The sequence below is a fragment of the Achromobacter spanius genome (assembly GCF_002812705.1).
In the GTDB taxonomy this organism is placed as follows: domain Bacteria; phylum Pseudomonadota; class Gammaproteobacteria; order Burkholderiales; family Burkholderiaceae_B; genus Achromobacter; species Achromobacter spanius.
Genome location: NZ_CP025030.1, coordinates 2638236 through 2658766 on the forward strand (window position 1 = coordinate 2638236; position 20531 = coordinate 2658766).

At 66.4% G+C, this 20531-nt stretch carries 18 protein-coding genes; 12 read left to right on the top strand and 6 right to left on the bottom strand.

What is annotated here, in order from left to right; translation table 11 throughout:
- Positions 1-45 precede the first annotated feature (45 nt).
- Genes CVS48_RS11940 through CVS48_RS11950 form a run of 3 tightly spaced genes read right to left on the bottom strand, consistent with a single transcriptional unit; the run spans position 46 to position 2775 of the window.
- Positions 46-702 (bottom strand): GntR family transcriptional regulator, encoded by a 657-nt coding sequence (locus CVS48_RS11940; protein ID WP_100854643.1) that lies wholly within the window; start codon positions 700-702, stop codon positions 46-48.
- Between the two features lie 40 nt (positions 703-742).
- Positions 743-2110: an ATP-binding protein gene (locus CVS48_RS11945; protein WP_100854644.1), complete on the bottom strand. Its 1368-nt coding sequence runs from the start codon at positions 2108-2110 to the stop codon at positions 743-745.
- On the bottom strand, positions 2107-2775 hold the full coding sequence (locus CVS48_RS11950) for a response regulator transcription factor (RefSeq protein ID WP_100854645.1): 669 nt from the start codon (positions 2773-2775) through the stop codon (positions 2107-2109). Before CVS48_RS11950 ends, CVS48_RS11945 begins: the two co-directional genes overlap by 4 nt.
- 130 nt (positions 2776-2905) lie before the next feature.
- Here CVS48_RS11950 and CVS48_RS11955 point away from each other — a divergent pair, with 130 nt between their 5' ends.
- The 6 genes from CVS48_RS11955 to CVS48_RS11980 all read left to right on the top strand — a co-directional run bounded on the left by CVS48_RS11955 (position 2906) and on the right by CVS48_RS11980 (position 12249).
- Entirely contained in the window at positions 2906-3670 is a 765-nt protein-coding gene (locus CVS48_RS11955) for a MipA/OmpV family protein (protein WP_100854646.1), read from the top strand.
- Between the two features lie 131 nt (positions 3671-3801).
- Complete coding sequence (locus CVS48_RS11960) at positions 3802-4809, top strand: Dyp-type peroxidase (RefSeq protein ID WP_100854647.1); 1008 nt, start codon at positions 3802-3804, stop codon at positions 4807-4809.
- Positions 4810-5002: 193 nt separating this feature from the next.
- The gene (locus tag CVS48_RS11965; RefSeq protein ID WP_242001303.1) at positions 5003-6883 is read left to right on the top strand and encodes a methyl-accepting chemotaxis protein; all 1881 of its coding nucleotides are present in this window, start codon (positions 5003-5005) and stop codon (positions 6881-6883) included.
- A gap of 153 nt (positions 6884-7036) precedes the next feature.
- Positions 7037-7822, top strand: coding sequence for an alpha/beta fold hydrolase (locus CVS48_RS11970; RefSeq protein WP_167400979.1), 786 nt, complete (start codon positions 7037-7039; stop codon positions 7820-7822).
- Between the two features lie 134 nt (positions 7823-7956).
- Positions 7957-9543, top strand: coding sequence for a hypothetical protein (locus CVS48_RS11975; protein ID WP_100854649.1), 1587 nt, complete (start codon positions 7957-7959; stop codon positions 9541-9543).
- Positions 9544-9588: 45 nt separating this feature from the next.
- Entirely contained in the window at positions 9589-12249 is a 2661-nt protein-coding gene (locus tag CVS48_RS11980; protein WP_242001302.1) for an excinuclease ABC subunit UvrA, read from the top strand.
- Between the two features lie 194 nt (positions 12250-12443).
- On the opposite strand, the gene CVS48_RS11985 is transcribed toward CVS48_RS11980, so the two are convergent.
- On the bottom strand, positions 12444-13220 hold the full coding sequence (locus CVS48_RS11985) for a bestrophin-like domain (protein ID WP_100854650.1): 777 nt from the start codon (positions 13218-13220) through the stop codon (positions 12444-12446).
- A gap of 144 nt (positions 13221-13364) precedes the next feature.
- On the opposite strand from CVS48_RS11985, the gene CVS48_RS11990 reads away from it, so the two are divergent.
- Positions 13365-14414, top strand: coding sequence for an NADP(H)-dependent aldo-keto reductase (locus CVS48_RS11990; protein WP_100854651.1), 1050 nt, complete (start codon positions 13365-13367; stop codon positions 14412-14414).
- Between the two features lie 118 nt (positions 14415-14532).
- Here the strand turns inward: CVS48_RS11990 and CVS48_RS11995 are convergent, their stop codons facing one another.
- Positions 14533-15348, bottom strand: coding sequence for a metallophosphoesterase (locus CVS48_RS11995; RefSeq protein ID WP_100854652.1), 816 nt, complete (start codon positions 15346-15348; stop codon positions 14533-14535).
- 104 nt (positions 15349-15452) lie between these two features.
- Here CVS48_RS11995 and CVS48_RS12000 point away from each other — a divergent pair, with 104 nt between their 5' ends.
- From CVS48_RS12000 to CVS48_RS12020, 5 genes are all read left to right on the top strand, one after another.
- Entirely contained in the window at positions 15453-15890 is a 438-nt protein-coding gene (locus CVS48_RS12000; protein ID WP_100854653.1) for a lysozyme inhibitor LprI family protein, read from the top strand.
- A 125-nt stretch (positions 15891-16015) separates the two neighbouring features.
- Complete coding sequence (locus CVS48_RS12005) at positions 16016-16573, top strand: DNA-3-methyladenine glycosylase I (RefSeq protein WP_419191459.1); 558 nt, start codon at positions 16016-16018, stop codon at positions 16571-16573.
- A gap of 8 nt (positions 16574-16581) precedes the next feature.
- Entirely contained in the window at positions 16582-17913 is a 1332-nt protein-coding gene (locus tag CVS48_RS12010; RefSeq protein WP_100857617.1) for an NAD(P)/FAD-dependent oxidoreductase, read from the top strand.
- Positions 17910-18731 carry a DUF1365 domain-containing protein gene (locus tag CVS48_RS12015; RefSeq protein ID WP_242001301.1) on the top strand — a complete coding sequence of 274 codons (822 nt, stop codon included), beginning with the start codon at positions 17910-17912 and terminating at the stop codon, positions 18729-18731. Before CVS48_RS12010 ends, CVS48_RS12015 begins: the two co-directional genes overlap by 4 nt.
- Before the next feature lie 82 nt (positions 18732-18813).
- Complete coding sequence (locus tag CVS48_RS12020; RefSeq protein ID WP_100854655.1) at positions 18814-19782, top strand: bifunctional helix-turn-helix transcriptional regulator/GNAT family N-acetyltransferase; 969 nt, start codon at positions 18814-18816, stop codon at positions 19780-19782.
- Between the two features lie 32 nt (positions 19783-19814).
- On the opposite strand, the gene CVS48_RS12025 is transcribed toward CVS48_RS12020, so the two are convergent.
- Positions 19815-20510, bottom strand: coding sequence for a pentapeptide repeat-containing protein (locus tag CVS48_RS12025; protein ID WP_100854656.1), 696 nt, complete (start codon positions 20508-20510; stop codon positions 19815-19817).
- Positions 20511-20531 lie beyond the last annotated feature (21 nt).

The following is a 20531-nucleotide window of genomic DNA, read 5'->3' on the forward strand; positions in this document are numbered from 1 at the left end:
ACGACGAATACCAAGACGTGAGCGACGAGAAATACGTGGGCACGACTAAGCGTCCGTCGGCGGCTTGCGCTGGCTGCGAAACAGCAGGTGCGTGGCCGTCAGGTGAAACCGCATGGCAATCTCGGCGCAAGCCGCGTCCCGCGCGCGCAAGGCCGCGATGATCTGCCGGTGGTGTTCCACGCTGCGCAGCATATCGTCCTGCGTGTAGAAGTAGAACGAGCCGATGATGATCGGCATGTCCAGCAGGTTCTCCACCATGTTGCGCACGCGCGCGGACTGCGCCGCGTCCAGCAACGCATGGTGGAAAAGGTTGTTGCAGTGCTGCACGCGCGCCACCTTGTCGGCGTCGTCCGACAGCACCGCGTCCAGCATGCGCTGGTTGATCTCTTCAAGCTGGTCGATCTGTTCGGGCGTGGCGCGTTCGGCGGCGCTGCGCGCGGCGTAGGGCTCCAGCAGCAGGCGCAGTTCGAACGCTTCGTTGATGTCGCGGTCCACCCAGCCTAAAACCTCGGCGCCGCGCCGGCCTTCGCGCTTGACCAGGCCATCGGTAACCAGCCGTTCGATGGCGCTGCGCACCGGTGTGCGGCTGACGGCAAGCTCGGCCGCGATGTGTTCTTCGCGCAGCCGTTCGCCGGGCAGGAACACGCCCGACATCAGCCGGCGGCGAAGTTCCGCATAGACAAGATCGCGGGCGCTGGTCATGGTGGCGCGGGTTTCCTGGGGGGCGGCAAAGAGTTCCAGACTATACCCGAAGGGGCGCGAGAATCTGGGCGAAATGGATGGTGATTCCGACGCCGCGGCCATCCAGTCCCGGCCCCCATTCCACCCGTGCGCCATGGCACGCCGCAATCTGCGCCACCAGCGACAACCCGATGCCGCTGCCCCGCTCGGTGGCGCCGGGCATGCGGTAGAAACGGTCGAACACGCGCTCGCGTTCGGCGACGGCAATGCCGGGTCCGTTGTCCGCCACGGTCAGGTGGGCGCCGCCTTGCGGCAGTGGGCCGCAGCCGACTTTCACGCAGCCGCCTTCGGGTGTGTAGCGCAGGGCGTTGTCCAGCAGGTTGCGCACCAGCACCCCCAGCGCGTCGACGTTGCCGGGGAGCGTGGTGGCGTGGGTGTCCAGGATGATGCGTTGCTGCTTGGTGTTGGCCAGCACTTCGCTGTCGCGCGCAATCATTTCCACCAGGTGGTCCAGCGGCACGGGCTCGATCTCGCCTTCGCCCTGTGCTTGCATGCGCGCCTGTTCCAGCAACTGTTCGGCCAGGCGCGACGTGCGCAACGCCACGTTGCGCAGTTGTTCCACCGCCTGGCCACGCGCCTGCTCGCTGTCGCTGCGCAAGGCCAGGTCCGCGTAGGCGCTTAGCGCCGCCAGCGGCGTGCGTAGTTCGTGCGCGGCGTCGGCCAGAAAGCGCCGTTCCCGGTCCAACGATGCCGACAGGCGTTCCAGCAAGCCGTTGATGGCGCCGACGAACGGCCGCAGTTCGCCCGGCATGCCCGAGGTGGGCACCGGCGTCAGGTCCATGCCGGTGCGGTTGACGATGGCGTCTCGCGCACGGTCCACGGGGCGGAAGGCGCGGCGTATCACCAGCCACGTCAGGCCCGTCAGCGTCAGGAAAAGTGCGCTGAAGAACCACAGCCCGTTCCACATGCGCGTCACGGTGTCGTCCTGCACTTGATCGATCGACTTGGCGAACTGCACCTGCACCAGCCCGTCCGCATCCGACAAGGCATAGACGCGCCAGGATTCGCCGCGCACCGTGACGTCCTGGAAACTGTCTTCAAAGCTCGGCACCATGGGGGCATCGGGCGCGGTCGGCGAGCGCACGATAAGCCGCTTGTCGGCCAGCGACCAGACCTGGAAGTTGGAGGTTTCCCCGTCGAAGTGGGTGGACGCTGGCAACTCGAAACGGTCTTCGTGCAAGGGCTCGGCTTGCAGCAGGCTGGTGGGCAAGGACAGCAGCACCTTTTGTGCGCCGTAGCGCACGCTTTGGTCCAGCATGCCGGTTTCGGCGCGCGTCTGCTGCACATAGACCAGCAAGACCGCAATCAGCCACGTGGCCAGCACGGCCAGCAGCAGGGTGATGGCAAGCCGTCGGCGCAGCGTCGTCATGGCGTCGCGCCCGCCACCATGCGGTAGCCCAGGCCGTGCTGCGTTTCGATCAGCCCGTCGCCCAGCTTGCGCCGCAATTGATGGATGTACACCGCCACGGTGTTGCTTTCGATGGTGCCGCTGCTGCCATAGACCGCCACTTCCAATTGGTCGCGGCTGACGGTGTGGCCCATGCGCTGCATCAGCGCCAACAGCGTGTGATATTCATGCGCGCTCAGGCTGACTTCCTGGCCACCTCGCTTGACGACGCGCCCCGCGGGTTCCAGCACCACGTCGCGGCAACGCAGCGCGGACACCACGCTGTTGCTGCTGCGCCGAAGCACGGCGCGCAGGCGCGCCAGCAATTCGTCCAGTTGAAAGGGCTTGACCAGGTAATCGTCGGCGCCCGCGTCCAGCCCCTGAATGCGTTCGCTGAGTCGGTCGCGCGCGGTAATGATCAGTACAGGGGTAGTGTCGAAACGGCCGCGCAGCGTCTTCAGCAGCGTCAGCCCGCTGCCGGCGGGCAAGCCCAGGTCCAGCAGCACGGCGTGATAGCCGTGATCCACCAACGCCAGTTGCGCCTCGGGCAAGGTGCGTGCCCAGTTCACGTCGGCCCCGTCTTCGGCCAGGCCCGCACGCAAGGCATCGCCCAGCATGGGATCGTCTTCGACAAGCAGGATACGCACGCACACTCCAGAGCGCCGCCGGGTACGGCGCGGTGGGGTCTTAAAGAAATATTAAAAGTTGATCAGGACAATGCAGGCCAATCCCGGGGCGCTTGCCCACGGCCACTGTCATGAACGAAAGGAAGCCCTGATGCGGATGGGTATAGTAGCAAGAGGCCTGATGGCCGGCGCGGTGTTTGGCGGCGCCGGCGCCGCGCAGGCGCAAGCCACGAACGGCATAGGATTAGGGGTCGGAGCCATTCCGGTCTATGAAGGGTCCAGCGAGTATCGCGCGCTGCCCGTGCCGCTCATCAACTACCATTCCGGCAATTTCTTCATCACGCCCCGCATGGGCCTGCCCGCCATGGGCTTGAAGACGTCCCTGGCGCCTGATCTTGACGCAGGCGTGTTCCTGGGCTTGAGCCTGGGACGCAAGGCCGACGACGCCGATCGCACCAAGGGCCTGGACGACATCAAGTTCCACGGCGCCTACGGGGCCTATGTGGAATGGCGGCCCGGCCGCTACTCGCTGGGCGCGGGCTACAAGCAGGCAGCGCGCAGCGGCTATGGCGGCACGCTGGAACTGCGCGCGTCCTACGCGGCGCTCAAGACCGAACAGCATACGGTGCAGGTGGGCGTCAGCACGGAATGGGCCAACCATGACGCCATGCAGACCTGGTTTGGCGTGACTTCATCGCAAGCCGCGCGCAGCCGCGAAGGCCTGTCGACGTATTCGCCATCGTCCGGCTTCAAGTCGGCGGCGCTGTTTACCAGCTGGTCCTATCGCATCAACCCAAGCTGGAGCACGGTGTCCACCATCGGCGTCAACACGCTGCTGGGCGACGCGCGCGACAGCCCGCTGACCGAGCGCAAAAGCAATGTGTTCGGCTCGGTGGGGGTGATGTACCGCTTCTGAGGGAAACCGTCGGGCAAACAGCGGGCCGCGCAGCGATACATCGTTCAATGGCGCGTTCAATCATTCAAGAAGGCGTAGAGGAGGCCGGATACAATTTCGGCGGAATATCCCTCGCCTTCTTGAGCCTTCCCATGCCCGACTTTCCGCCCGAATCCCAAGCCGTCCACAGCCCCACGACGCGCCACGCCATCTTTATCGTGGCCACGATCAACCCCGGCGCCGACGCCGCCGCCACCGTGCGGGCCTGGTGCGAAGACGTGGCGGCCCGTGTGCGTACCGTCAACACGCGCTCGCCCTTGGAAAACCTGTCCTGTGTGTGCGCGTTCGGCTCCAACGCCTGGGACGCCTTGTTCGGGCGGCCGCGCCCGGCCAACCTGCACCCGTTCCGTGTCTTCGGTGACGGCGAGCGCGTGGCCGTGTCGACCCCGGGCGACATCCTGCTGCACATCCGCGCCGACGCCATGGACCTGTGCTTTGAAGTGGCGACCTTGCTGATGGACGGCCTGGGCGACGCGGTGACAGTGGTGGATGAAGTGCACGGCTTTCGCTACTTCGATCGCCGCGCCATCATCGGTTTTGTCGACGGCACCGAAAACCCCGAAGGGCGCGAAGCCGTGCACTTCACCGTCATCGGCGATGAAGACGCCGAGTTCGCGGGCGGCAGCTACGTGCTGGTGCAGAAGTACCTGCACGACATGGCCGCATGGAATGCGTTGACCGTGGAAAGCCAGGAAGGCGTCATCGGGCGGCACAAGCTGTCCAACGTGGAACTGGACGACGACATCAAGCCGGCGTCTTCCCACAGCGCCTTGACCACGCTGGAAGAAAACGGCGAAGAAATCAAGATCCTGCGCGACAACATGCCATTCGGCCGGGCGGGCATGGGCGAATTCGGCACGTATTTCATCGGCTACGCACGTTCGCCCGCGCCGATCGAGCAGATGCTGGAAAACATGTTCGTGGGCCGTCCGGCGGGCAACTACGACCGCTTGCTGGACTACAGCCGCGCCGTGACGGGCGGGCTATTCTTCGTGCCCTCGGCGGATCTGCTGGAGGAACTGGCGTCGCGCCCCGCCGCGGCGGCCGTGGCGCAGGATGACGCCGCGCCGTTGGCGGCGGACGTGCCGGTTCAACAATAGGCGTCCCTGCGGGCGCGTCGGCCTATCAATAAGCGGCGCCCGCCATCCACGACCAAAGACCGATTGCGCGGCGCCTGCCTAAAGGTTCCGCTGCCCCTGCCGTAAGCCCATCGTGGCCGCCGCTTTCTCGTATTCGCTGGCGCGCCGCATCCCCGTGCCGTCCGGCATGGGTCGTGGCAGTCAGAAGGCAAGAATGAAAATCACCTCGTTGCGCAACCGCATTTTATTGATCACCTGCTTTACCGTTGTCGGCGCCCTGGTGCTGTCGGGCGTCACCACCTACCAGATCGTGCGCAGCAACATGATGGCGACCATCTCGGGCAACCTGGACGCCATCGCGGCCGGTAACGCCAGCGCCATCGAGCGCTGGTCGCACGACAAGGCCCAGGCCGTGACCGCCACCGCCGCCGTCGTCGAAAAAGGCGACCCGCGCGGCCTGACCAAACTGATGGGCGAGACCAACGGCTTTCCCATTTCGACCATCGGCTGGTCGGACAAGACATTTTTTTCAACCACGCAAACCGCGGCTGACTACGACCCCACCGCGCGGCCCTGGTACAAGAGCGCGGTGGCGGCGGGCAAGCTCACCGTCACCAAGCCGTATGGCGATTCGGGCACCGGCAAGCTCTACGTGGCCTTCACCGCCCCGATGATCCGGGGCGGGCAGACGACGGGCGTGCTGAGCGGCGCCGTGCCGCTGGACGGCATCCAGAGCATCATCCGCGCCATTCGCCCCACGCCGTCCAGCCTGGCGTTCGTGGTGGCGGCCGACGGCCAGGTCATCTCGCACGTGAACGACAAGCTGGCGTTGAAGCCGTCCACCGACGTGGCCCCGGCATTGACCGCCGCCGCGCTGACGGCCATGGCGCGCGACGGCGCCGAACCCATCACCGTCAACCTGGACGGCGAACCCAAGCTGATCAAGGCGCGCCACATACCCGGCACCGACTGGTCGCTGGTGATTGCGCTGGACCAGGCCGAAGCCACGGCCGGCCTGACGCAAGTGCTGAACGCCACGCTGATTTCGCTGGTGGTGCTGACCCTGGTGGCCGTGGGCATCGCCAGCGTGGTGACGTCGCGCGCCTTCAAGCGCCTGTCGGCCGTGCGCGACGCCATGGACACCATCGGTTCGGGCGATGGCGACATGACGCACCGCCTGGCGGTGGTGGGCCACGACGAAGTGGCGCAGATTTCCGCGTCGTTCAACGCCTTTGTCGACAAAATAAGCAAGGTGATGCTGGACGTGCGCGCGGGCGTGCATTCGATGTCGGCCGCCACGCGCGAGATCGACATGGGCAACCGCGATCTGTCCCAGCGCACGGAAACGTCGGCGGGCTCCTTGCAGGAGACCTCGTCGGCGCTGACGCAGATGACCTCCAGCGTGCGCCAGACGGAAGAAGCCGCTGAACACGCCAAGCGCCTGGCCACGGAAGCCAGCGTGGCGGCCGAGCGCGGCGGCAAGGTGGTGACGGATGCGGTGACGACGATGAGCGCGATTTCGCAGTCGTCGCAGCGCATTACCGAGATCATCAGCGTGATCGACAGCATTGCGTTCCAGACCAACATCCTGGCGCTCAACGCCGCCGTGGAAGCCGCGCGCGCGGGCGAACAGGGCCGTGGCTTTGCCGTGGTGGCGGGCGAAGTGCGCACGCTGGCGCAACGCAGCGCGGCGTCCGCGCAAGAGATCCGCACGTTGATCCAGGCCTCGGTTGAAAACGTGAAGAGCGGCACCGAGCGGGTGCAGGCGGCGGGTTCGACGATGAGCGAAATCGTGGACGGCATTGCCCGCGTGCAGCGCCTGGTGAATGAAATCCACGGCGCCATGACCGAGCAAAGCGTGGGCATCACCCAGATCGACCGCAGCGTGGCCGATATGGACCAGGCCACGCAACAGAACGCGGCCCTGGTGGAGGAATCCGCCGCGGCCTCGGCCATGCTGAGTGACCAGGCGCGCGTGCTGGCGGATACGGTGGGGCTGTTCAAGCTGCGTGGAGACGCGCAGGGGCAGGGCAATCAAGGCATGGGGAACCAAAGTCTGGGGAACCAGCGGCTGGCATTGGGGCACGCGGCATAAGCGCAGCCGTTCAGAGCAACCCCAGCGCAACCCCAGAGCAACCCCCAGACCGTTCCCCCCCCGGGGCCGGCTCGGCCCACCCCCGGGGAGTTGCCCGGCGGCGCGCTTGGCAGCAGAATCCGTCTACCGAGATCGAACCAAGGATGGATGAAGATGGCCGACGCCGCAACGCCCCAGGACGCAATGATCCCCTCCCGCTTGGGCCGCATCCACGCCCGCCGCTGGCCGGGCGCGGACACCCCCATCGTGCTCTTGCATGATTCCCTGGGCAGCGTCGGCCTGTGGCGCGACTTCCCGGCCCATCTGGCCCAGGCCACGGGCCGCGCCGTCATTGCCTATGACCGCCTGGGCTTTGGCCAGTCGGACCCCCACCCCGCCACGCTGAGCGCTGACTTCGTCTTCGCCGAGGCCGAAGACGCCTTCGCCGCCCTGGCCGACCACTATTCACTGTCGCGCTTCATCGCGTTTGGCCATAGCGTGGGCGGCGGAATGGCGGTGGCGATTGCCGCGGCGTTCCCGCAACGCTGCGTGGGCGTCATCACCGAATCCGCCCAGGAATTCGTGGAAGACCGCACGCTGGCCGGCATCCGCGAAGCCGGTGAACAATTTCAGGACCCCGCCCAGCTTGAACGCCTGAAGCGCTATCACGGCGACAAGGCGCAGTGGGTGCTGGATGCCTGGGTGCATACCTGGCAGTCGGCTGAATTCGCCGACTGGAACCTGGACGCGACCCTGCCGCGCGTGAGCCAGCCGCTACTGGCCATCCATGGTGAAAACGACGAGTACGGCTCCATGCGCCATCCGGAAAAGCTGACTGCGCTGGCGGCCGGGCCGACGCGGATGCTGGCGTTGGCGGGCTGCGGCCACGTGCCGCATCGGGAAACTGAAGCCGTGGTGCTGGAGGCGGTGCGAGCGTTTTTGGAACACCATCAGCTTTGATGCAGGGCCAGTTGGGGGGGCTGGGGTCATAGGCCGACCGCGCGGTTAATTTTTCGCCGCGCGTGCCGTTAACGCGTTAGAGACTCCAACAATAATCCGGGCAGGCACTGCCCCATGCGTATGGATGGCCCCCTATGACCGTCATCAGTTCGTTGGGAGGCGCAGCCGGCGTCACCCCCTTTAGTTCGCCTGTTACCGGTTCGTCTGCTACGGGTTCGCCCGCTACGGTGCTGCGCGCGGCGCAGACCGTGGCGCTGGACGGCGCGTCCTCATCCTCCGCCTCGTCCTCGTCCTCCGTGGTGTGGCTGGGTCAGGGGGCGTCCACGGCTGCCAGCTCCACCTACAACCAGGCCGGGGCCTTGCCCGACGCCATCGCCACGGCAATGACGAAGAGCGTGGAAGCTCGCAGCCCGGCCAGCCCGTTCGCGGACGTGGGGGCGGCGGTGCTGAACCGCTTCAGGACGGACGGCACGAATCACTCCCAGTGGGTGCCTTCCCCGCGCTGGGCAGCGTCGGCCGCCTCCGATGCCGGCACCCCCTCGCAGGCCGGGTTGCAAGCCGACCATGCCGTGTCGCTGCGCATCGCCACCGCCAGCGGCGTCAAGGTGAACGTCACGCTGGAAAGCGGCGCGCAAGGCATGGCCGTGCAGATCGACGTGGCCGAAGGGGAGTTGAACGAAGACGAACGCCGCGCCATCGCCGCCTTGTCGGGCGCGTTCCAGGATGCGCTGGACGGCCTGGCCGAAGAGCCGCCGCGCTGGTCGCTGACGAAGTTGGCCAACGGCAGTTCGCCCTTGCTGTCCTCGATCAGCCTGCGTCAAACCCGCATGGTGGACGGCGCCGAGCAGACCGTCGACTTTCAGGCGGATGCCAAGCAAAAGAGCCTGACCGTGTCCAGCGTCATGGGCGTGGTCAAGGTGGATTTGGACCTGACCCGCCCGGTTACGCTGGGCTCGGCCGAGCAACAGTCGGCCGCCGTCTCCAAATATCTGCAGCAGTTTGACCGCGCGCAGCGCCGGGGCTCGGGCGACGAGGCGCTGATGGGCACGTTCAAGGACGTGTTCTCGGCCATGCACACCAGCTACGGCGCGGCACAGGTTCCGGCGGCGGACACCAGCCTCCGCCGCTTGCCCGCCGCCGAGGCGCATCGCAGCCTGTTGTCCGGCCTGGCGGATTTCTCGGCGTCGATCGAGCAGGTGCGAGACGCCAGCAACCCGGCGCGCCCCAAGGAACTCGACGGCTTTTCGTTCCAGGCCTCGCAAAGCAGCCAGGTGTCGGGCAAGGCAGGTTGGGATCTGGCAGTCTCGCAAACGCAGCAGTCTGCGCTGACCGCCAGCTATCACCGGTCGCTGTCACCGGACGTGCAGTTGGCGCTGACCCAGGACGAGAAGTCGCAGAACTACCTGTACTTCCAGATTCATGACACGACCAACAGCAAGACGGACGTGGGCTATCAGGAAGGCGTGCTGGCGACGGCCACGCTGAACGAATCGCGCACGCAAAGCACGCAGGTGTCCAGGTTCATCAAGGGCAAGCAGGTCGACCAGTCCTTCACGCCGTCGTCCGAATCGAATTCGCGCAACCTGCTGTCTTTGGTGCAGGCAGCGAAGCTGGACGAAGCAGAGAACGACCCGATGGCCCCGCGCGACCAGGCGGAAGAGATCCTGCGCCGCAAATACCTGGGTCTGGCGCGCCAGGCCGCTGAGCTGCGGATGGGGTGATCCCGGGTCTGGATCGGGGCAGGGGGTGTCCTTTACTATGGCTCGATGAGCCCACGAAAGCCCCCCGCCAACCCTCGCGCCAAATCCCGCACCAAACCCCGCGCCGATGCCTGCATCCGCGTTCGCGGCGCGCGTGAACACAATCTGAAGAACGTCGATGTGGATATTCCCAGAGACGCGCTCGTCGTGTTTTCGGGGGTGTCCGGATCGGGCAAATCGTCGCTGGCGTTCGGCACGCTGTACGCGGAAGCGCAGCGGCGCTATCTGGAATCGCTGTCGCCCTATGCGCGGCGCCTGATCGATCAGGTGGGCGTGCCGGATGTCGACGCCATCGAAGGGCTGCCGCCGGCGGTGGCGCTGCAACAGCAACGCGGCACGCCCAACGTGCGCTCCACGGTGGGCAGCGTCACCACCTTGTCCAGCATGTTGCGCATGTTGTATTCACGTGCCGGCACCTACCCCGCCAATCAGCCCATGCTGTACGCCGAGGACTTCTCGCCCAACACGCCGCAGGGCGCCTGCCCCAATTGCCACGGCCTGGGCTACGTCTACGACGTGACCGAGGCGTCGATGGTGCCCGACCCATCGCGGACGATCCGCGAGCGTGCCATTGCGTCCTGGCCGCCCGCCTGGCACGGCCAGAACCTGCGCGACATCCTGGTCACGCTGGGCTACAACGTCGACATCCCGTGGCGCGACCTGAAAAAGAAAGACCGCGACTGGATCCTGTACACCGATGAGCAGCCCACGGTGCCCGTCTACGCGGGCTTCACGCCGGCCGAGACGCGCGCCGCCTTGCGCGCCAAGCAGGAACCCAGCTACATGGGCACGTACACGGGCGCGCGCCGCTACGTGATGCACACGTTTGCCACGACCCAAAGCGCGATGATGAAAAAGCGCGTGGCACGGTTCATGACGGGCGCGGCGTGTCCGGTGTGCGACGGGCGCCGCCTGAAGCCCGAGGCCTTGTCGGTGACGTTCGCCGGCCTGGACATCGGCAGCTTGTCGCGCTTGCCCCTGGCGCGGATTGCCGAGGTCCTGGCCCCGGCCGCGCGCGGCCAGTTCGATGCGCCCGCCACGGACGCCGCGCGCAGCCGCGCCACCACCCGCAAGGACAACGCGCGCCGCGTGGCGGCCGGCGGCTTGGCGCACACGGGCAGCACCGATGTGCGCCGCACGCCCGACCTGTCGCCGGAAAAACGCATCGCCGCGCAACGCATCGCGCACGATCTGGTCGAACGCATCGGTACCTTGCAGGCGCTGGGCCTGGGCTACCTGGCGATGGACCGCGCCACGCCCACGCTGTCTCCGGGCGAGCTGCAACGGCTGCGCCTGGCCACGCAGATCCGGTCCAACCTGTTCGGCGTCGTGTATGTGCTGGACGAGCCCTCGGCCGGCCTGCACCCGGCCGACGGACAGGCGCTGCACCGCGCGCTGGACCAACTGAAGGACGCGGGCAATACCCTGTTCGTGGTCGAACATGACCTGGACACGCTGCGCCGCGCCGATTGGCTGGTGGACGTCGGGCCGGGCGCGGGCCAGCATGGCGGGCAGGTGCTGTACAGCGGCCCGCCGGAAGGCTTGAAAAAAGTGCCCGCGTCGTTGACGGCGCGCTACCTGTTCAACGCCGCGCCGGCCGGCAGGGCAGCCGTGCGCGAGCCCTCGGGCTGGCTGTCGCTGCGCGGCATCCATCGCAACAACCTGCACGGCATAGACGCGCGCTTTCCGCTGGGCGCGTTCACGGCGGTGACGGGCGTGTCAGGCTCGGGCAAGTCCAGCCTGGTCAGCCAGGCGCTGGTTGAACTGATCGGCGAACATCTGGGGCAGGAACCGGTCGCGGAAGAAGCCGATGGCGATCTGCCGCAGGCCGATGGCCCGCCGCGCACGACCGGTCGCATCGACTCGGGCGCCGACGCCATCAAGCGCCTGGTGAACGTGGACCAGAAGCCCATCGGCCGCACGCCCCGATCCAACCTGGCCACCTACACCGGCCTGTTCGACCACGTGCGCAAGCTGTTCGCGGACACCCGCGCCGCCAAGTCGCGGCGCTATGGCGCGGGCCGCTTTTCGTTCAACGTGGCGCAAGGCCGTTGCGACACCTGCGAGGGCGAAGGCTTCGTGCACGTGGAACTGTTGTTCATGCCCAGCGTGTACGCGCCGTGCCCGGTGTGCCACGGCAGCCGCTACAACGCCAAGACGCTGGAAATCGAATGGAACGGCCGCAACATCGCCCAGGTGCTGGCGATGACGGTGGACGAGGCGCTGGCGTTCTTCAGCGAAGAACCCGTGGTGCAGCGCCCGCTGTCCCTGCTGCACGAGATCGGCCTGGGCTACCTGCGGTTGGGCCAACCGGCCACGGAACTGTCTGGCGGCGAAGCCCAGCGCATCAAGCTGGCCACCGAACTGCAACGCAGCCAGCGCGGCAGCACCCTGTACGTATTGGACGAACCCACCACCGGCCTGCACGCGGCCGATGTGGATAAGCTGATGGCGCAATTACATGGGCTGGTCGACGCGGGCAACACGGTCGTGGTCGTTGAACACGACCTGCGCGTGGTCGCCAACAGCGACTGGATGATCGACGTCGGCCCCGGCGCGGGCGAAGACGGCGGCCACATTGTGGCCGAAGGCCCCCCGGCGGACGTCAGCCGCAGCGGCAAGGGCGCCACGGCGCCATTTCTGAAACGGGTGCTGGCGGGCGGTTGATGGCGGGCGGGATCACCGGTATGATCGCCGCTGGTAACGTGTAAACGGAGCGGCGAAAGTCGTGCGTTGCCCCCGCCCCAAGAGGGTTGTCACCCAAGCGTGACGATAATCAAGAGGTCCGATTAGCAGGTTGAACTAGGCCCCGTCAGGGGCCTTTTTCTTTTTGAGCGATTCGTCCTCGCTCGCCGCGCCCGCTACAACTCGCTTTCCAGCGTCTTCTGCATGCGCTCCATGCTTTCCTGGCTGACTTGGATGACGCCCGTTCCGGGTTGGTCGATGTCGACGATGAAGGTCAGCACCAGCGCGATCAACGCGGCGAACAGGCCGGTTGATGTCAGCCGCCTGCGGGCGTGCAGGCCGGTGCCGTAGGCGATGAAACCCACCGAGCCGATGCTGACGATGAAGAGCAGGTAGAACACCGGTTCGGGTACATGGTTTTCCAGCGCCACGCGGCGTTTTTCGTTGACTTGCGCCATCTCGTTGATGGCCTGGATGAACATGATGGTGGCGATGGCCGGCGGGTTGTCGGCGTTGGCGGCCGTGATGGTGCGGATCTGGCGTTCGATGCGGCGCGTGGTGACGTTGGCGGCGTCGAAGCGGGCGGTGTCGTTTTCGGCGTCGTGCAGTTCCAGGGCGGCGTTGATGTATTCAAGCAGCAGGCGCGGCACCTGTTCGCGGGCGGCGGGGGCAATCAACTGGGACCGCCAGTAAGCGTTGCCGATGGCGTTGGCCTCTTCCAGCACCAGGTTCTTGCGCGCCTCGAACCGCGTGACGGACATGGCGAAGGTGAAGCCCAGCAGCAAGGCCAGCAGGCCGAGCAGGGCGGTTTGCAGTGCGGTGATGTGGGTCTTGTGCGCTTCGTCGGCCGGCTTGCGCTGCTTGCGGCCCAGCCGGAAGCAGAGCTCGATGACGCCCAGGAGAACGATGACGCCGATGAAGAAGAGATAAGACTCGTTGAAGTTCCTGAGCATGGCGCTCCCCGTCGGACAGTCGCCAGCGTATGCGGATTGCCTGGCGGCGGCAAGATCTGACATGCCCGATGGCTGTCAGCGAAACGCCAACATCTTGGAGTAAGGTGTCGGCTTTCCCCTCTGAAGACCCGCACGGAGCAGAACTTGAAAACCCGCAAACTCGGCCGTACCGACCTGGATGTCAGCCTGATTGGATTGGGCACCATGACCTGGGGTGAGCAGAATTCCGAGGCCGAAGCCCATCAGCAACTGGACTACGCGCTGTCGCGCGGCGTCAACCTGGTCGACGTGGCCGAGATGTACCCCGTGCCGCCCAAGCCCGAAACGCAAGGGCTGACCGAAACCTATATCGGCACCTGGCTGGCGCGCAGCAAGCGCCGCCAGGACATCGTGCTGGCCAGCAAGGTGGCCGGCCCAGTGCGCGACCCCAAGCGCCCCGGCCACATCCGCGACGGCAAGACCTTCCTGGACCGCAAGAACCTGACCGAAGCGCTGGACGCCAGCCTGAAGCGCTTGCAGACGGATTACCTGGACCTGTACCAGTTGCACTGGCCGGACCGCACCACCGCCACCTTCGGCCAGTTGAACTACCCCTGGGTGGAAGACGAGCACACCGTGCCGATCGAAGAAACCCTGTCCGTGTTGCAGGATTTCGTGCGCGCGGGCAAGGTCCGCCACGTGGGCGTGTCCAACGAAACGCCGTGGGGCCTGTCGCAGTTCCTGCGCCATGCGGACACCCAGGATCTGCCGCGCGTCGTATCGATCCAGAACGCCTACAGCCTGTTGAACCGCGTGTTTGAAATTGGGCTGTCTGAGTTTACCCACCACGAACAGGTGGGCCTGCTGGCGTATTCGCCGCTGGCGATGGGCATGCTTTGCGGCAAGTACCTGAACGGCGCCCGCCCCGAAGGCGCCCGCCTGACGCGCTACACGCGATTCACGCGCTACAGCAATCCGCAGGCCGAAGCCGCCACCGCCGAGTACGTGGCGCTGGCGCGCGAGCATGGCGTGTCGCCCACGCACCTGGCGCTGGCCTGGGTGAACCAGCGCCCGTTCGTCACCAGCAATCTGATTGGTGCGACGACGCTGGAACAGTTGAAGGAAAACATCGACAGCGTGGACGTGACGCTGTCGCCGGACGTGTTGAAGGCGATCGACGCGATCCACACGCGCTATCCGAACCCGGCGCCCTGATCTCGGCGCTGCCGTGTTCAGCCCGCGTTGCGCCTTGCCGCAGCGCGGGCTTTTTCATGGGCGGCAGGGATATGGCGATGGGACAGGAAGCTCCGCACCTACGCCTTGAGCGCCCGCCTCAAGTTCTGACGGGCACTTCCCACAGGCGATCAGGCTCGTAGTCGGCCTGTTCGCCTTTCTTGGCATAGCCCAGCGGGTTGGCGACGACGCGGCAGCCGTCCTTGACGTAGTCGTGCGCACAATGCAGGTGGCCGTGCATCCAGCAGTCGGCCAGCGGCAGCAGGTCGTCCAGTGCATTGCAGAAGCCCGCCGTGCCCGGTGTGACGCCGTAGCGCGGGTCGGCGCTGGCCAGCGTGGGCGCGAAGTGGGTGATGGCAAGGGTGGGGCCGTCGAACGGCGCACGCAGGGCGTCGCGCAGCCATTGCTGGCAGGCCAGGCCCTGTTCGCGCATTTGTTCGGCCATGAAGGGCGCGCCATGGCGGCGCATCTGCGCTTTTTCCAGATAGAAGTCGGCGGCGCGAAAAGCCTTGGCGCGCTTGGCCAAGGCCACCCCGATGGGGTCGCTGTCGGCGGCCAGCGCGTCGAAATCCGTCCACAGCGTGGTGCCGACCAGGCGCACGCCGTCGACGACACAGGTTTCGCGTTCCAGCCATTGGATGTCCAGCGCGTGGCAAAGCTCGCGCAGGCGGTCGTGGGCGTCGTCAAAATCCAGATTGTCGTATTCGTGGTTGCCGGGCACGAACACCACGGGCGTGGGCCAGCCGTTGCGGGGGGCGTAGCTACCCAGGCCGAAATCGTTGCTGGTCAGCTTGGAACCCTGGCGGTACGAACCGATATCGCCGGCCAGCACCAGCAGGTCGGCGCCGGGGATGGGGCTCGCCAGGAAAGTGGGGTCGGTTTCCAGGTGCAGGTCGGATAGCAATTGAATCTTCATGGGCGCTATCTTAGGTCACCCGCGCTCGGGCGGCATGCGCGCAAGGGCCTATCCATGCGACACTTTCCCGTCGAACCCATCACAGACATCCAGGAGAAACGCCCATGCGTATCGTGATCGCCACGGCCGCCGCCACTGCGGTGCTGCTCGCGGCCAGTGTGCAGGCGCAGTCGCAGCCGCAGCCGCGGCTGCAGCCGATCAATTGCGGCAACGCCGCCACGCAGACTGACATGAACCTGTGCGCCGACCAGGCCTACCGCAAATCGGACGCGGACCTGAACGACGCCTACCGGACGGTCATGAAGCGTCTGAAAGACGACACCACCAAGACCACGCAATTGCAAAGCGCGCAAAAGGCGTGGCTGTTTTTTCGCGATGCGGAATGTGCCTTCTCGTCCAGCGGCACCACGGGCGGCAGTGTTTACCCCATGGTGCTGAGCCAATGCCTGGACACGCTGACGCAGGCGCGCACCAAAGAACTGCGCGCCTATCTGAAGTGCGAGGAAGGCGACATGAGCTGCCCGGTTCCCGGCGGGCAATGATGACCGTTGAGGGCAACGTGGCGGCCAGGGAGCAAGACGCCGGGGCACTGGAAGCAGGTGCCCTTGAATCCGCGGGCCTGATCCTGGACGCGCAGGGCGACCCGCGCTGCTTCTGGCAGCCGTCCATGCCGGACTACCATGACCACGAATGGGGCCGGCCCGTGGGCAACGACCGCCGCCTGTACGAAAAGATCTGCCTGGAAGGCTTTCAGGCGGGCATGGCGTGGATCACCATCCTGCGCAAGCGCGAGGCCTTTCGCGACGCCTTCGACGATTTCGATTTCGAGCGCGTGGCGCGTTATACCGAGCGCGACGTGGAGCGCCTGATGGGCAACGCCGGCATCGTGCGCAACCGCGCCAAGATCGTATCCACCATCAACAACGCGCGGCGCGCCGTGGCGCTGGCGGACGAGACGGGTTCGCTGGCGGCGTGGCTATGGCGGCACGAGCCGAAGGCGGACGAACGCCCCCACACGGTGGACCTGGCCTACTGGAACGGCAACCCGGCATCAGCCGCATCGGCCGGCCTGTCGCGCGCCTTGAAGACGCGCGGCTGGACGTTTGTGGGGCCGACGACGATGTACGCTTTCATGCAGGCGGTGGGCATGGTCAACGACCACATGAGCGGCTGCGTCTGCCACGCGAAGATCGACGCCGCGCGCACGAACTTCCAGCGGCCGTGATGACCCCGATGTCGAACGCCTCCGATGCAACGCCGGCTTTTACGCCGGTCCCGCCGCGTCCCGCTTTTGTCCCTGTTCCCCCCGGCAGCCGCGTCGCCGTCATCGGCGGCGGCATCGCCGGCCTGGGCGCGGCTTGGCTGCTGTCTGAAAAGTTCTCGGTCACCTTGTTCGAAGCGGACGACCGCGTCGGGGGGCATACCAATACGGTGGACGCCACGGTCGGCGGCGTCAGCCACCCGGTCGACACCGGCTTCCTGGTGCATAACGACCTGACGTACCCGCACCTGGTGCAACTGTTCAAGCACCTGGCGGTTCCGGTGCACGCCAGCGACATGACGTTCAGCGTATCGCTCACGCAGCCCGACCTGGAGTGGGCGGGCACCAATCTGGGCACGGTGTTCGCGCAACGCCGCAACCTGCTGCGCCCCGCCTTCCTGGGCATGCTGCGTGACATCCTGCGCTTTAACCGCAACGCCGCCGCCTACCTGGCACGCAGCGGCCCGCACGCGCTGCTGGGCGATCTGCTGGACGCCGAAGGCTATGGCCAGGCCATGCGCGACTGGTATCTGCTGCCCATGGCCGGCGCCATCTGGTCCACGCCGCCCAGCATGGTGTTGGCGCAACCGGCCCGCAGCTTCTTGTCGTTCTGCCTGAACCACCGCTTGTTGCAGGTGGCGGGGCGGCCGCAATGGAAAACGGTCCAGGGCGGCGCGCGCCGGTATGTCGAGGCGATGTTGCCGCGCATTGCGCAGGTGCGGGTGTCCAGCCCGGTGCATAGCGTCAAGCGGCTGGCCGATGGCGTGGAAGTTCGCACCAGCGGCCACGTCGACCGGTTTGATGCCGTGGTGCTGGCCTGCCATGCGCCGACGTCGCTGGCGATGCTGGATGCCAGCGAAGCGGAACGCGAGGTGCTGTCGCGCGTGCGCTACCAGCCCAACGTGGCCGTGCTGCATACCGACACCGCGCTGCTGCCGCGCCGCCGCTCGGTGTGGTCGGCCTGGAATTACCTGGCCGGCCCCACGGCGGATGCGCCCATGTCGGTCAGCTACCTGCTCAATGTGTTGCAGCCGCTGCCTTTCAAGCAGCCCGTGGTCGTGACGCTGAACCCGCAGCGCGCGCCTGCGCCGGACACGGTGCTGGGCCGCTACGAGTACGAGCACCCCATCCTGGATGCGGATGCCGTCGAGGCGCAACGCCGGCTGCCCGACATCCAGGGCCGCGCGCGGGTGTGGTTCTGCGGCGCGTGGGCGGGGTATGGCTTTCACGAGGATGGGCTGGCGTCGGCCATTCGCGTGGCGGCGGACTTCGGCGTCAGCCCGCCGTGGGGCAATGCAACATGAACCGCACCCTGCCCGGCGCCGGCCTGATCGAACTGATGCGCGCGCGGGTGCTGCATGTACGCACCCGCCCGGTCGTGCACCGCTTTACGTATCCGGTGTTCTGCCTGCGGCTGCGCATCGACCAGGCCGAACGCTACGACGGCCGCGCGTCCTGGCTGTTCGGGGTCAACCGCCGCCGTCCGGTCGCCTTTCATTTTTCCGACCACGGCGCGCGCGACGGCGGCGACCCCATGGCGTGGTTGCGGTCGCGGCTGGAGATGGCGGGCGCGGACATCGACGTGGGCGCGGTGTGGTTGCAGTGCTTTCCGCGCGTGTTCGGCCATGTGTTCAACCCGGTCAGCTTCTGGCAGGTGCATGACACCGACGGCCATCTGCGCGTGCTGGTGGCCGAGGTCAACAACACCTTTGGCGAGCGCCATCAGTACGTGCTGCGCGCGCCGGACGGCGGGGTGATCCATGACGGGCAGGCGCTGCATAGCGACAAGGCGTTTCACGTATCGCCGTTTTGCCAGGTGACGGGCCGCTACCGGTTTCGCGTCAAAAGCGTCGGTGGCACGCAGATGGCCAGCATTGATTATTTCGATGACCCTGAGCAGGCGCAGCCGCTGCTGCACACCGAGATTCGCGGCGCGAGCGTGCCGCTTGCCGCCGGCGCGCTGTTGCGCGCGTTGGCGGCCATGCCGTTCATGACGCTGGGCGTGGTGTTCCGCATTCACTGGCAGGCGCTGCGCCTGTATCTGCGCAAGGTGCCGTTTCATCGCAAGCCGCCCGCGCCGCTTACCGAGGTGACGGTTCAGAGGTCCAGGAAAGTCGATTGATGGGGTGGTGAACGTCGCGGTGCTTGCTTTAGTTGCGCCTCGCAATTACATTGGTTGCGAACCGCAACTGATAGGCGCGCCCATGGACTTGATCGACTTTCCCTCCCAATCCCGTGAACAGACCATCCGCGACCTGCGGGAGTTTTCCCGCAAGCTGGTGCGCGAACTGGGCTTCATGCGGACCTCGTTGGCCGGCAGCGAACTGGCGCCGTCCGCCGTCCACGCCATTATTGAAGTGGGCCTGCAACCGGGCATCCAGGCGCGCGATCTCGCGGTGATCCTGCGGCTGGACAAATCCAACACCAGCCGCCAATTGGCCAAGCTGGAATCCGCCGGCCTGGTGGCCCGCGAGGTGGACCCCGAGGACGCGCGCTCTTCGCGCCTGACCCTGACCGAGGCGGGGCTGGCCTTGCGTGACCGCATCGACCAGTTCGCCACGGATCAGGTGTCGCATGCCTTGCGCCGGATGACGCCGGACGACCAGCAATCGCTGATCCGCTTCATGTCCCTGTACGCCGATGCGCTCTCGCGCGAGAACCCCAACCTGGCGCCTTCCACCGCCGCCATCAGCGAGCAGATCATCGAAGGCTATGTGCCCGGCTGCATCGGCGACGTTGCCGGCCTGCATGCGCGTTACTACGCGCAGGCTTCGGGCTTTGGCGTGTACTTCGAACGCAAGGTCGCCACGGAATTGGCGGCGTTTGCAGAGGCGCTGCCGGACCACGGCAAGGGCATGTGGCTGTATGCGGAAAATGGGCGCACGCTGGCATCCATCGTGATCGATGGCGATCCCGCTATCGGCCAGGCGCATCTGCGCTGGTTCATCGTGGACGAGTCCTTGCGTGGCCTGGGCGTTGGCCGCCACTTGCTTGCCCGCGCGCTTGCGTTTGCTGACGCGCACTACCGCGAGACCTACCTGTGGACCTTCAAGGGGCTGGACGCCGCGCGCCATCTGTACGAAGACGCGGGCTTTGTCCTGACGGACGAATCCGAAGGCCGGCAGTGGGGCAGCGTGGTGGTGGAACAGCGCTTCTTGCGTCGCCGGCCGTAGTTGGAAAATAGGATTCGGAATTCGGCTGCGCGTCAGAGCACGCTGATGCGCAGTTCGGCCAGCAAGGTGGCCGCCTGGGTCTTGGAAATGGTGGCGCCGGCCAGGCGCGCGGCGGCGGTCAGGTCAAGGCCGCTCAAGTCCACTTCGCGCAGGTCGGCGCCTTCAAAGCGCACGTTTTTCAGATTGGCGTTGCGCAGGCTACCACCGTGGAAGACGGCGTCGCGGAAATCGCTGCCGGCCAGGTCGGCGTCTGAAAAGTCCAACTGCATGATGTTGGTTTTGCGAAACGACACGCCGCGCAGCAGCGCGCCGACCAGCAGGCATTCTTCGACGGTCCAGCCCAGGCAGGCGATGCCATCGAAGTCGGAACCGGTCAGCTTGCAGCCTTGAAGGCGGGCGCCGGCCAGCCGCGCGCGGTGCCACTTGGCGTTGTTCAGATCGCAGTTCTGGAAGGTGGCGTCGCTGGCATCCGCCGACGCGAAGTTGGCCTGCCCGCCCCGGCAGCGCAGCCAGGTGGTGTCGGCCAGCGTGGCGCCCTGGAACGAGGCACCGGCAATGGCGCAGGCCGTGAAGCGCGCGCCGCGCAGATCCAGGCGGGAAAAATCGGCGTGTTGGAAATCGCAGTCGTGGAACGACAGCGCCTGGCCGGCCGCGTTCTCAATCAGGGCCAGCATGGCCTGGCGGTCTACTTCCTGGCCGGTGATGGCTTCAAATACGTCTTGCGTCATGCGGGGTGTCTCGGGTGTGCC